This is a genomic window from Lysobacter sp. P5_B9 (genome assembly GCF_054049835.1).
In genome coordinates, this window is sequence record NZ_JBFULP010000001.1 from 65559 (window position 1) to 78750 (window position 13192).

Sequence of the window (13192 nt, forward strand, 5' to 3'; positions counted from 1 at the left end):
CGGCCGGAGCCGCGCTTTCTGCACTTGCCTTGGCCGGACGTGAGGGTTACGGCACGCCGACGATGCGGTTGCTGTAGCGGCCGGCGTCGTTGGCTGGCGCGGTCTCGATCGAGGCCGAACCCGCCGTCGCCGTCAGGGTCAGGAACTGCGTGCTGTCCGGGCGCGCCGGCACCTCCACCACCACGGAGAAGCGCTGGTTCACGTTGACCAGCAGCGCCGCGGCCTTGCACGTGGCGACGAAGCTGCCGCTGCCGTCCGGCGAGACCGTGCAGTCCCAGCCCGCCGGCGCCCCGATCGACACGTTGGCCGCGGTCGCGTCGCCGCGCAGCGTCATCGTCGCCTGCTTCGCGGTGTACGGACCGGCATTGCGCAGGTCGATCGCGAACGGCGCGAGGTCGCCGTAGTGCAGCTTCTTCACCGGGCCGGCGATGCGCGCCGACAGATCGACGCGCGTTGCGACGTCCAGCGAGGCGGCGGCCTGGTCGTTGCCGGGCTCCCGGTCGAGCGACAGTGCATCGACCGCCGCGGCCAGCGACACCGTGGCATGCGCGGTTTCCGGCGTGGCGGCTGCGGTGATGGCGAAACGGGCGTCGGCATCCCTGGCCAGCGTTGCCGCATGGCACGCCACCGAGGTGCGGCCGCCGTCGACCTGCGCGGTATCGCAGTTCCAGCCGGCCGGTGCGGTGACTGCCATGGTCGGGAGCACCGCATCGAGGGCGAAACCGACACCGGCCGACTCGGCCGCTTCCGGACCGTTGTTGTGCACCGTGGCGGTGAAGGCGATCGCGCCGTCCACCGGCACCGAGGCGTTGTCCGCGGATGCGGTGATGGCGAGGTCGGCGACCGGACGCGGGTCGAAGTACGCGATCACCGGATCATGGTCGGCCGTGCGCGTCGGCGTGGTGGCGTCGGCGCGGTTGGTTTCGGTGAAGTCGGCGTTGATGCGCGCATGGTCGATCGCGGCCGCGCGCGTGGTGACGACGAGTTCCTCGTTCACCAGCACGTGGTCCAGCGTCTGCGCATTGCCGTCGAACACGAACGAATAGCGTTCGGAGGGCGGCGCGAGTTCGCCGAGGTTGACCAGGTCCGGATCGACCAGGTCGATACCGTCGCCCGGCACCACGGTCTGCTCGTCCGGCGTCGGCGTGCCGCCGACGACGTTCATCGTGTCGCCGAGGCCATCGTTGAAGGCGAACGCGTTGAAGTCACCCAGCGTGACGATGCGCGTCGCGGGTGCGGCGGCCTGGCGTTGCTGGATGTAGCCGGCGAGGAATTCGGCCTGCGCCTGGCGCTTCCTGCGCACGCGATCGCCACCGGCGGTGTCCTCCTCCGCGCTGATCAGCGAACGCTGGTGCACGCCGATCACGGTGATCGGGAAGCTGCGGCCATCGGCGTAATGCACGACGGCGTCGAGCACCAGCGGCGGACGGTCGTTGAGGATGCCCGGTGTGCCGTCCGGCTGGATCCATGTCGTGTCCTTGCCGACCTGCGTCACCGAAGCCACTTCCACGCGCGGCACATCGTTGCCGACGGTGGCGCTCTTCACCAGGAAGCCGGTGTCGATGCCACCGACATCGTTGCCTTCCTCGAGGTAGGCGACGTACTGCGGGTCCGGCTGGCCGGCGGCCACGGCATCGGCATTGATGCGCGCGGCGAGGGCCTGCAGCACCGCCAGGTTCTCGATCTCGACCGCGGCGAGCACATCCGGTGCATGCAGGTAATCGCGGATCGCCAGCGACGCCTTCTGCAGGCGCTTCTGGTAGGCCGCGGCGGTGGCGACGCTGTCGTCGACGCCCGGATCGTTGATGTTGTCGAAGAAGCGTTCGAGGTTGGCCGCGGCGACGGTGAACTCGTTCGCAGCCGGAGCGCGCGCCGCGCGCGGGCCGGGGCCCGGGATGACGTTGATGGCCACCGCCGGATCGCGGTGCAGCGTGTAGCGGCGGAAACCGTAATCGAGCGGACCGGTGAGGCCTTCGATCACGCTGCCGGCGGGCAGGTTGAGCAGGTAGGCGGGCCCGCCCAGCGTGTCGCTGTCGATGGTGAGGATTTCCGGATTGCCATCCCAGCGCGGGATCGGCTGCGCGCCGGCGCCGCCCGGTACCGGGTCGCGCGCATCGAAGCCCGCTTCGCGGAACGGACGCGGCACGCCGGTCAGCACCGCCTGGAGGATGCCGTTGACGCTGCCGGTGGCGTTGAAGGGCGTGGCGCTGCCCTCGGTTGCGGCGATGGTGGTCAGGCTGGCGGCGGAAACGCGCATGCCCTCCAGCGCTTCGAGCTGGTCGAAGCCGCCATCCGGCCGGGTCATCCCGGCGGTGATCGCCACCGGTGCAGGCAAGGCATTGCCGGTCGAGAGCAGCGCGACCGTCGGACTGCCACCGATTTCGGTCAGCGGCCGCTGGCCCGGATCGGACGGCGGCACGAACTCGAACACGGTGCCGCGCACGCGCACACGGTTGCCGACCGCGACGGCGGCCGGCGGTGCGCTGCCGGTGAACACATAGACGCCCTCGGAAGTCAGCGCGTCGAGGTCGGCGTCCGCATCGCTGGCCTGCACGAAGAAGCCGTTGCCCTTGCGGCCGGTGACGATGCCGGTGAGCGTGACGAACTGGCCCGCCAGCGGCGAGGTCGCGCCGGGTCCCTGGATGTCGTGGATCGCGGTGACGACGAAATCGTCGTTGCGGAGGGTGGCGATGCCCTGGCCGTCGCCGATGTCCGCGCCGGTGGCGCCGACGATGTCGAGGCTGAAGGTTTCGTCGGCTTCCTGCGCCGTGTCGCCCAGCGCGTCGACCGAGACGATGACCGAGGTCTCGCCGGCCGGGATGGTGACGGTCGCCGTCGACGCGGTGTAGTCGCTGCCCGCTATGGCGCTGCGGTCATGGGTCGCGTATTCGATGACCACGCCATCGGCGCCGGCGGGCTTGTCGAGGCTGAAACTGAAGAACAGCGGCGTGTTGCCCGCGTCGCCTTCATCCGCGCTGGTGTCGCTTACCGCCAGGACCGGCGCGCTGGTAGTCGGGCCGTGGAGGGTGAGGGTGAAGTCGTCGATGGCGAGGCCGTCATCGGAGCTGGCGACGTCGAAGTCGGTCCAGCGGATCCAGATCGTGCCGCCAGCCGGAATCGACAGCGACTCCAGCGTCGCGCCGAGCGTCGTGCGGTTGGCCCCGGCATTGCCGTCGCGCAGGCCGACGGTCCCGCTCAGGTACAGCGCGCTGAAATCGAGCGCGTCCACGTCGGACCAGGTGCCGTCGGCCAGGCTGCTGGCGTTGAGGCTGTACTGGAAGTCGAGGCGGTCCGGCACGGTGCGGCCGGTCGCGCCGAGGCGCCACTGCTCGCCGGTGTAGGCGATGTCCAACGTAGCGATCGCCGCGCCGGTGTTGTTGGTGAAGCAGGCACCCCAGCTCGGCACCAGACTGCCACTGCGCAGTGCGCCCAGTGCGCGGTCGGTGCTGGCAGCGGTACCGAAGCTGTAGGTATCTCCGGCGGTGCTGCTGCCGGTGCCGGTGGCGTAGATGCCGTTGGCGTTGGTGCCGGTTTCCCGGATGACCCAGCCGGCCGGCAGCACCGTGGAGGTGCCGGTCGACGCCAGCGTGTTGAAGTCCTCTCCGTAGGCCGGGCCGGCACTGGTGATGCTGATGCAATCCGCGTGCGCCATGCCCGCAAGGGCCAGCGCCAGCAACGCGGTAATGCCGCGAGCAGGTCGTTTCATTTCGTTTCCCCTAACCAGATGAAGCGCCCGGTCGGCCCAGGACTGGCGCGTTGATTGCCCGCTGGAGGCGCAATGTGCCGTCATTATCCATGCCCGCGTTTCACTGGCGTGACGCACCGCCGCATGTACAGGAGTGGACGGGGCGATGCGGTACTCTTTGCGCCCCACGCAGGCCCCGCTCATGACCGTCGACAAGAACCAACGCGACCTGGAAACCGGCATCCACACCGACCTGTCCGGCCGGATGACCTACGGCGGCTACCTGCAGCTGGACCGCCTGCTGTCGGCGCAGCATCCACTGTCGAGCCCGGCGCACCACGACGAGCTGCTCTTCATCGTCCAGCACCAGGTGTCCGAACTGTGGATGAAGCTGATGATCCACGAGCTGCGCGCCGCCACGGTCTACCTGCGCGGCGACCACGTCTGGCAATGCCGCAAGGTGCTGGCGCGCTGCAAGCAGGTGATGCGCCAGCTGACCGAGATGTGGTCGGTGCTGGAGACGCTGACGCCGTCGGAATACATGGAGTTCCGCGACGTGCTTGGCCCGTCCTCGGGTTTCCAGTCGCTGCAGTACCGCACGATCGAGTTCCTGCTCGGCAACAAGAACGAGCAGATGCTCAAGGTGTTCGCCCACGACGAGGCCGGCCACGCCGCGCTGAAGGACGTGCTGGAGTCGCCGAGCCTGTACGACGAATTCCTCATCTATCTCGCGCGCTGGGGCCACGCCATTCCCGCCTCGCAGCGCGAGCGCGACTGGTCGAAGCCGCATGTGTCCGACAGCGCGCTGGTACCGGTGTTCGAACGCATCTACGAGGACACCGCCACGCATTGGCGCGAATACGCGCTGTGCGAGGACCTGGTCGATGTGGAGACGCAGTTCCAGTTGTGGCGCTTCCGCCACATGCGCACGGTGCTGCGCATCATCGGCTTCAAGCGCGGCACCGGTGGATCGTCGGGCGTGGGCTTCCTCAAGCAGGCGCTCGAGCTGACCTTCTTCCCCGAGCTGTTCGAAGTGCGTACGTCGATCGGTCCCGGCGCGAGCTACGGGCCGCCGCCGGACGTGCCGGCGGTCTGAGTCTCCGGGCGGGCGAGGGCGTATGTCCGTCGCGGCCTTCCATGATTGCGTCGGGGCGTTCCTGGTCCGGGACGGCCAAGTCCTGCTCGGGCGGCGCGCCGCCGATTGTGCGTGGCTGCCCGGGGCATGGGACATGTTCGGCGGTCATATCGAGGCCGGCGAAAGCGTGGAAGCCGCGCTGCGGCGCGAACTCGGCGAGGAGCTGGGCATCGACCCGCTCGAAGCGCGACGCCTGGGAACCATTGGCGGCGATCACCCCGAGCCATGGCGGCTGCAAGTTCATGTAGTGACATCGTGGCGGGGCGATCCGCAGAATCTGCAGCTGCATGAGCACGCGGAAATCCGCTGGTGTTCGCCAGATGAGGCAAAGCAGCGGCTCGGACCGGCGCACGCGGACCTGCCATCCCTGATCGAGCGGGCCCTGGCCACCACACGCCCCAGCACGGGTCTTGGCTGAACAGGCGGTTGCTGCATTGCAGCAGCAACGACGGTTTGACGCCCCCCGCTACCGTCGGTAATCCTCGCCCGTCCCGCGCGCCGCGCCGGGCTTTTTTTATTGAATCAATTGACAGGGGAAAAACCGCATGAGCGGTGCCGCAAGCACGACAACACCGGGCGCACCGATCCCGGAATTCAAGCAGGTGATGGGCCATCCGCGTCCGTTGTGGATGCTGTTCATGACCGAATTCTGGGAACGGTTCGCCTTCTACGGCATTCGCTGGGCGCTGGTGCTCTACATCGTGGCGCAGTTCCATGGCGGCGACCCGTCGGGCGAGGAGCCGGCAAGCAAGATCTACGGCGCCTACCTGGCGCTGGTGTATGCGGCGGCCATCTTCGGTGGCTACGTGGCCGACCGCGTGCTGGGGTACCAGCGCTCGATCCTGCTCGGCGCGGTGATCATGGGTGCGGGCTTGTTCATGATCGCATTCCCGAACGAACAGGTGTTCAAGCTCGGCCTGGCCACGGTGATCTGCGGCAACGGCCTGTTCAAGCCCAACATCTCGACCATGGTCGGCAAGCTGTACTCGGTGACGGACGAGCGCCGTGACTCGGGCTTCACCATCTTCTACATGGGCATCAACCTCGGCGCGATGATTGCGCCGCTCGTGACCCAGTACCTGGCCAAGAAGGTGTTCGGCATCGAGTCCATGCCGGCCTACAAGGTGGTCTTCATGGCTGCCGGCGTGGGCATGATCCTGAGCCTGGTGTGGTTCTGGTTTGGTCGCCGCCAGCTCGGGGGTATCGGCCGTCCGCCGGAAGGCGAGGGCGGCAAGCGCAAGGTGCTGTACGTGTTCGCGGGCGCACTGGCCTCGATCCCGGTGGCTTACTTCCTGCTCGAGATGGGCGCCAATGCGCTGCAGTGGTTCGTGCTGACGCCGATGTTCCTGGTCCTGTGCGCGTTCCTGATGGTCGAGGCCTTCCGCGAGGGCGCCGTGCAGCGCGACCGCTGCATCGCCATGCTGATCATCTTCACCTTCAACATTCTGTTCTGGATGTTCTTCGAACAGGCGGGCAGCTCCTTCACCTTCCTCGCCGACAAGATCGTCGACCGCGACATCTTCAGCGAAGGCCTGAAGGGCACTGTCCTGGCCCTGAGCGGCGAGACCGTGTTCCCGAACGCCTGGTTCCAGTCGGTCAACTCGGTTGCGATCATCGTGCTGGCACCCCTCATCGCCTGGATCTGGGTGAAGCTGGGCCGGTTCAACCCGTCCATCCCGCGCAAGTTCGGCCTCGGCCTGATCTTCAACGGCCTGGCCTTCCTGTTGTTGATGTTCGCGCTGTCCAAGCTGGTCTCGGCTGCCGGCCTGATCCCGTTCTGGACGCTGTTCGCGGTGTACTGGATCCAGTCCATCGGCGAGCTGTGCCTGTCGCCGATCGGCTTGTCGATGGTGACCAAGCTGGCACCGCTGCGCCTGGTCGGCTTCGGCATGGGTGGCTGGTTCCTGTCCACCGGCATCGGCAACAACCTGTCGGGCATCTTCGCCGGCAGCGTCAGCGGCGAGGGCGGCATGAACACCGCGTCGGCGTTGGCGGGCTACACCATGGGCTTCTGGATCCTGGTCGGTGGCGGCGTATTGCTGTTCCTGGTCGCGCCGCTGATCCAGCGCCTGATGCACGGCGTGAAGTAAGCGCATCCACGGTTGCTGCGAGGCAACCGGCAAGAACAAAAACGGCGGCCACTGGCCGCCGTTTTTTTCTGGGCGCTACTCCTGCAATGGATCGTCCGCGCCATGGCGCCGGTTGAATTCGCCCAGCGCGGTAATCACCGCCGACAACGCCTGGCGCTCGGTCGCAGTGAGTGCCGGATGCCAGATGTCGAAGATCAGCACCGCGCGCAGGTGTGGACTGTCGTTCCAGGCCTCGTGGACGAAGCTGTCGTCGAAGACCAGGCACTGGCCTTCCTCCCAGGGGCGCGCTTCTTCCCCGGCGCGCAGCGCGCCGCACCGTGGAGGCACCACCAGCGGCAGGTGCACGGTCAGGCGCCCGTTGATCACGCCGGTGTGCGGCGGAATCCGTGTCCGCGGCGCGAGCAGGGAGAACATCGCTTCGGGCGCGTGCCCGGGGATGCGCATCAACGGCAGCGCCGCCAGCGCCGCCGCCGTGCGCGGGCAGCGCGCCAGGTGCGCCGCGACGGGCATGCCGTGCCGATGGAAGTGGAAGGCACGCCAGCGCGGCGAATGATTGAGTTCCTGCCACAGTCGCGCGGCGGGTGCGCGTTGCGGCATGTCGACGTATGGCTCCATGGCGGCGTCATCGTCGAGCAGGGCCAGCAGTTCCGCGCGGATCGCTTCCGTCTCGCCTTCGATCGCGGCAAGGAAGGGAAACTGCGTGCGGTCGAACCAGGGTTGTGGCGGCAGATCGGGCAGGCACAGCAAGGTCGGTTGCTGCAGTGGATGCGAGGTCGTGCGCGCGCGACGGCCCAGGAGGGCGTCCGTGGCGGCCCGCACGCGCGCTGCCGCAGCGAACGGGGCCAGCGCCGCGTCCAGTTCCAGGCCACGTGCGTGCTGCACGGCGAGGAAGGCCCGTTGCAGGCGGGCCTGCATCACCTGCGGCATCGGCGTCTGTGGCAGCAGGGCCCCATCGCGTTCGGCGCGGGACAGGGCCTGCACGCGTGCCGTGAGAGCCGGGGTCGCTTCGCCCAGCCGCTCGAGGTTGTCGGCCAGCAGCAGCGGTGCCACCCAGTCCTCCGCGTCCGCGGCCGCGGCCGCGGTGTAGGCGGTGCGGGCGGCCTCGAGGTCGCCGAGTTGTTCGCAGGCCTGCCCCAGCATCAACTGCAGGTCGCGGTTGCCGCCACTGACCTGCACTCCGCGCAGGGCGAGGGCGCGGGCCTGTTCCGCATCTCCCTTCCGGGCCAGATGCGGGAGCAGGAAACGGGCCGCGCCCAAGTCGGCCGGATCGGCCTGCAGGCGCGCGCGGCACAACGCTTCGGCTTCATCGAGCCGGCGCGCACGCAACAGCTCGGGCAGCGGATCGGGAGTGGACATTGGTTGCACTTGTCAGTCCCTGGATTCCGCCAGGCCGGCCACTCCGGTGGAAAGCTTCACCAGCAACCGGTCCAGCTGCGCGCGCTCGTCCGCATCCAGTGGCTCCAGCAGGCGCCGCTCGTAATCCAGCGCCACCGGCACGACTTCGTCATAGATGCCGTAACCGTCCGGGCTCAGCTCCAGCACCGAGCGGCGACGATCGTCGTCATGGGTGTCGCGCTGGAGCAGGCCGCGTTCGAGCAGCCGTGCGACGGTGCGGCTCACCGCCACCTTGTCCATCGCCGTGCGCGCCGCGACGCCGTTCGCCGACAGCCCGGGGTAACGACCGAGTACCGCGATCACCCGCCATTCGGTCACGCCAAGGCCGAAACGCCGCGCATACGCGCTGGCAATGGTCTGGCTGACACGATTGGACAGGACGCTGAGGCGGTAGGGCAGGAACCGGTCGAGTTCCCATTGGGCGTGTTCCGCGCTGGCCTGTGCAGACGAAGGGTCGCCCGGCCCCGGCGCAGCGGTGCTATCGTGGCTTGTTGTTGGTTTCATATGAAACTATAGTGCTCTTTACACCCTGCCCGCGGTTGCGGGCACTGGTACGCCCCACGTTATCAGGAGTCTCCGCATGAACGCCCAGACCACGTCCGGCCCGAACCTGGGCATGCAGGTCACCACTTTCGAGAACCCGCTCGGCATCAACGGCTTCGAATTCGTCGAATTCGCCGCGCCCGCCGGCCAGGGCGAACTGCTGCACGACTACCTGCGCAAGATGGGCTTCACTGCGGTGATGCACCACAAGTCGCGGCCGATCACGGTGTACCGCCAGGGCGGCGTCAACTTCCTCGTCAACGAGGATCCCGACAGCTTCGCCGCCGACTTCGCCGCCAGGCACGGGCCCAGCGCTTGCGGCTTCGCGATCCGTTTCCAGAAGCCGGCCGGCGTCGTGTTCGACACCGTCGTCAACAACGGTGGCGAAGCCATCACCGACAAGGCCGACAGCAAGGCCGTCGATGCCCCGGTGGTGAAGGGCATCGGCGACTGCATGCTGTACCTGATCGACCGCTACGGCGACAAGGGTTCGATGTACGAGGACTACCTGCCGGTGCAGGGCGCCGAGCAGGATCCGAAGGGCTTCGGCCTGACCTTCATCGACCACCTGACCCACAACCTCTACTTCGGCAACATGCAGAAGTGGTCGGATTACTACGAGCGTCTCTTCAACTTCCGCGAGATCCGCTACTTCGACATCAAGGGCGCCAAGACCGGCCTGGTGTCGAAGGCGATGACCGCACCGGACGGCGTCGTGCGCATCCCGCTCAACGAATCCAGCGACCCGAAGTCGCAGATCAACGAGTACCTCGATGCCTACAAGGGCGAGGGCATCCAGCACATCGCCTGCTTCACCGACGACATCTACGAGACGGTGGAAGCGATGCGCGCGCAGGGCGTCGAGTTCCTCGACACGCCGGATACCTACTTCGAGGTGATCGACCAGCGCGTGCCCAACCATGGCGAGGACGTCGCGCGCCTGGCGAAGAACAAGATCCTGATCGACGCGGACGCCGAGACCAAGCAGCGCAAGCTGTTGCAGATCTTCACCCAGAACGCGATCGGACCGATCTTCTTCGAGATCATCCAGCGCAAGGGCAACGAAGGCTTCGGCGAAGGCAACTTCCAGGCGCTGTTCGAGAGCATCGAACGCGACCAGATGAAGCGCGGCGTGCTGTAACCCCCAATCCTCGGCAACAAGGACCAGCGGCGATGACGATCGCAGGCAACGGCTACCAATCCGGTTTCGGCAACGAATTCGCGACCGAGGCGGTCGCCGGCACGCTGCCGGTCGGACGCAATTCGCCGCAGCGCGTCGCCCACGGGCTGTACGCGGAGCAGGTGAGCGGCACCGCGTTCACCGCGCCGCGCCATGCCAATCATCGCAGCTGGCTATACCGCATCCGCCCGGCGGCGATGCATGGCGCGTTCGCGCCGTACCTGCATTCGCACTTCCACAACGACTTCGGCCACGGTCCGGTCACGCCCGACCAGCTGCGCTGGAGCCCGCTGCCGATGCCGCGGGCGCCGGTCGATTTCGTCGACGGGCTTTTCACCATGGCCGGCAACGGTTCGCCCGGCGCGCAGAGCGGCGTCGGCATCCACCTGTACGCGGCGAACAAGTCGATGCAGGACCGCTTCTTCTACGACGCCGACGGCGAACTGCTGATCGTGCCGCAGCAGGGCCGCCTGCATATCGCCACCGAACTCGGTGTGCTCGATGTCGAGCCGAACGAAATCGCGGTGATCCCGCGCGGCATCCGCTTCCGCGTCGAACTGCCAGATGGTGACGCACGCGGCTACGTGTGCGAGAACTTCGGCGCGATCCTGCGCCTGCCCGACCTCGGCCCGATCGGCTCCAATGGCCTGGCCAACCCGCGCGACTTCCTCACGCCGAACGCGGCGTACGAGGAAGCGGAAGGCGAGTTCGAACTGATTGCCAAGTTCCAGGGCCACCTGTGGCGTGCGCCGATCAGTCATTCGCCGCTCGACGTGGTCGGGTGGCACGGCAACTACGCGCCGTACAAGTACGACCTGCGCCACTTCAACACGATCGGCTCGATCAGCTTCGACCATCCCGATCCGTCGATCTTCCTGGTGCTGCATTCGCCCAGCGACACGCCGGGCACCAGCAACATGGACTTCGTGATCTTCCCGCCGCGCTGGCTGGTGGCGCAGGACACGTTCCGGCCGCCGTGGTTCCACCGCAACATCGCCAGCGAGTTCATGGGCCTCATCCACGGCGTGTACGACGCCAAGGCCGAGGGCTTCGCTCCCGGCGGCTGTTCGCTGCACAACTCGATGACCGGCCACGGGCCCGACGCGGCGACGTTCGAGAAGGCGATTGCGGCCGACCTGTCCGGGCCTGACGTCATCCGCGACACGATGGCCTTCATGTTCGAGACGCGCGCGGTGATCCGTCCGACGCAGCAGGCCATCGATGCGACGCATCGGCAGCGCGACTACCAGGCCTGCTGGGCAGGGTTGCAGAAGCACTTCGCATCCACGTAACCGTCACGCCCGCGGGGCGGGCTTCGCATCCGGTTAACGGACGCTGGCGACACTGCCGCGGACCTGCGCTGTGCGAACGAGGACGACGATGACCCAAACCCCCATGTGGCCCATGCTGCTGGCGATCGCGCTGGCGCTTGCGGCCTGCTCCTCCGATCGGACGGAGCGCCCGCATGACGCCGCCGCCGCGAAGCCGGCCACACCCGCTGCCCCGGACTCCGCTCCGCCACCACAACCGGTGGCGGCCGCACCGGCACCCGAGGCGACATCGGGGCCGATGCCCGCCAGTGGCGCGATCGGCTACAGCGGATTCGGTCCGGCCAGGTTCGGCGCGACGGCCGAGGAAGTGCGCATGGCCTGGGGCCAGGACATGGCCGGAGGCCCCGGTGATCCCCAGGGTTGCTACTACCTGTATCCCGAGCCGCACCAGAAGGACAGCCACCGCATCGGCTTCATGATCGAGAACCGGCGCTTCTCGCGCCTCGACGTGGATGTCGCCGACATCGTCGCGCCGGGCGGCGGACGGGTGGGCATGAGCGCCGCCGAGATCGGCCAGCATTACGCTGACCTGGTCGAGCAGCCGCACAAGTACGTCGAAGGCGCGAAGTACCTGCGCCATACCGACGCCGCGAGCGGCGCGGTGCTGGTGTTCGAAACCGACGCGTCGGGCAAGGTCACCGCGTGGCGGCTGGGCATGCCACCGCAGGTCGACTACGTGGAAGGCTGTGGCTGATCGCGCACCGGCGCGACATGCGTCACTACAAAGCAAAGCCCACCCACGACAAAGCCCGCTCACGCCAAAGCCCGTAAGATCGCCGCAACCCTTCCGGAGGCAACGCAATGCTGACAGCCATCGGCTTGTTCTTATTGGGTCTGGTGCTGTTGGCGCTGGGCGGTGATTCGATCGTCAAGGGCGCCGCGGGACTGGCGCAGCGCTTGGGACTCACACCGTTCACCACCGGCCTGGTGCTGGTTGCCTTCGCCACCTCGCTGCCGGAGCTGGCGGTGAACCTGGTGGCGATCCACCACGGCCAGGGCGAACTCGCGCTGGGCAATGCCGTCGGCAGCAATGTCGCCAACATCGGCCTCACCCTCGGTGCCGCCGCGCTCGCGGCCCCGCTGCTGGTGCGCTGGCGCGCGCTGCGCCCGTTGCTGCTGGTGCTGGTGCTGGGCACGATCGCGGTACTCGCGCTGGGCGCGGATGGCACCTTGTCGCGGGTCGAAGGCTGCCTGTTGCTGCTGGCCTTCGTCGCGGTGTTTTTCTTCGCCCTGGCGCGCACCCGCCAGGAAGCGGCGGACGTGCGCGAACAGATCAGCGAGTTCGGGCAGACCAGCACCATGCTCGGCCAGAACCTGGTGCGCTTCGTCCTGGGCACCGCCCTCGTGTGGATCGGCTCGAAACTGATCGTCGGCGGCGCCGGCATGAAGCTGTTCGGCATGGACGTGTCCGATTCCGGCGCCGCCGTGATCGGCCAGGGCCTTGGCTTGTCGCCGGTGTTGACCGGCCTGCTGCCGGTGGCGATCGGTACCGCGCTGCCGGAAGTGGCGGCGGCGGTCGCCGCGGCACGGCGCGGCCACGGCAACATGGTCATGGGCCATGTGATCGGCGCCAGTGTCTTCAACATCCTCGTGGTGGTCGGCGGCATGGCGGCCTTCGGCGCGCTCGCGTTGCCGATGACGGTAATGGCGCCGGGCCATTTCGCCCTGCCGCTGGGCTACGAGCTGTTGGCCGCCCTGGCGTTCGCACTGATGCTGTACCCGGTGCTCAGCGGCGAAATGCGCGTATCCAGGGGCGAGGGCGCAATGCTGCTGATCGCGTATGGAGTCTGGATCGCGTTCGAGCTGTTGCTGGCAGGCAAGTCGGGCTAGGCA

General features: G+C 67.7%; 10 protein-coding genes. 7 read left to right on the plus strand and 3 right to left on the minus strand.

The window, feature by feature from the left end; all coding sequences use genetic code 11:
• Positions 1-46 precede the first annotated feature (46 nt).
• Positions 47-3706, minus strand: coding sequence for a Calx-beta domain-containing protein (locus ACXJJ9_RS00285; RefSeq protein WP_457095315.1), 3660 nt, complete (start codon positions 3704-3706; stop codon positions 47-49).
• A gap of 181 nt (positions 3707-3887) precedes the next feature.
• Between ACXJJ9_RS00285 and ACXJJ9_RS00290 the strand changes: the two genes are divergently transcribed.
• The 3 genes from ACXJJ9_RS00290 (at position 3888) to ACXJJ9_RS00300 (ending at position 6910) form a co-directional block, all read left to right on the plus strand.
• A complete protein-coding gene (locus ACXJJ9_RS00290) occupies positions 3888-4781 on the plus strand; it encodes a tryptophan 2,3-dioxygenase (protein ID WP_457095316.1) in 894 nt (297 codons plus the stop codon).
• A gap of 22 nt (positions 4782-4803) precedes the next feature.
• Positions 4804-5238, plus strand: a complete 435-nt coding sequence (locus ACXJJ9_RS00295; RefSeq protein ID WP_457095317.1) for an NUDIX domain-containing protein — start codon at positions 4804-4806, stop codon at positions 5236-5238.
• Between the two features lie 127 nt (positions 5239-5365).
• Positions 5366-6910, plus strand: coding sequence for a peptide MFS transporter (locus tag ACXJJ9_RS00300; RefSeq protein WP_457095318.1), 1545 nt, complete (start codon positions 5366-5368; stop codon positions 6908-6910).
• Between the two features lie 75 nt (positions 6911-6985).
• On the opposite strand, the gene ACXJJ9_RS00305 is transcribed toward ACXJJ9_RS00300, so the two are convergent.
• Both ACXJJ9_RS00305 and ACXJJ9_RS00310 read right to left on the minus strand, forming a co-directional pair.
• A complete protein-coding gene (locus ACXJJ9_RS00305) occupies positions 6986-8266 on the minus strand; it encodes an aspartyl/asparaginyl beta-hydroxylase domain-containing protein (protein WP_457095319.1) in 1281 nt (426 codons plus the stop codon).
• A gap of 12 nt (positions 8267-8278) precedes the next feature.
• The gene (locus ACXJJ9_RS00310; protein WP_457095320.1) at positions 8279-8809 is read right to left on the minus strand and encodes a MarR family winged helix-turn-helix transcriptional regulator; all 531 of its coding nucleotides are present in this window, start codon (positions 8807-8809) and stop codon (positions 8279-8281) included.
• Positions 8810-8885: 76 nt separating this feature from the next.
• On the opposite strand from ACXJJ9_RS00310, the gene hppD reads away from it, so the two are divergent.
• From hppD to ACXJJ9_RS00330, 4 genes are all read left to right on the plus strand, one after another.
• On the plus strand, positions 8886-9989 hold the full coding sequence (gene hppD, locus ACXJJ9_RS00315) for a 4-hydroxyphenylpyruvate dioxygenase (protein ID WP_457095321.1): 1104 nt from the start codon (positions 8886-8888) through the stop codon (positions 9987-9989).
• 32 nt (positions 9990-10021) lie between these two features.
• Positions 10022-11320: a homogentisate 1,2-dioxygenase gene (gene hmgA, locus ACXJJ9_RS00320; protein WP_457095322.1), complete on the plus strand. Its 1299-nt coding sequence runs from the start codon at positions 10022-10024 to the stop codon at positions 11318-11320.
• An 88-nt stretch (positions 11321-11408) separates the two neighbouring features.
• Complete coding sequence (locus ACXJJ9_RS00325) at positions 11409-12053, plus strand: hypothetical protein (RefSeq protein ID WP_457095323.1); 645 nt, start codon at positions 11409-11411, stop codon at positions 12051-12053.
• A gap of 107 nt (positions 12054-12160) precedes the next feature.
• The gene (locus tag ACXJJ9_RS00330) at positions 12161-13189 is read left to right on the plus strand and encodes a sodium:calcium antiporter (protein ID WP_457095324.1); all 1029 of its coding nucleotides are present in this window, start codon (positions 12161-12163) and stop codon (positions 13187-13189) included.
• Positions 13190-13192: the final 3 nt, after the last annotated feature.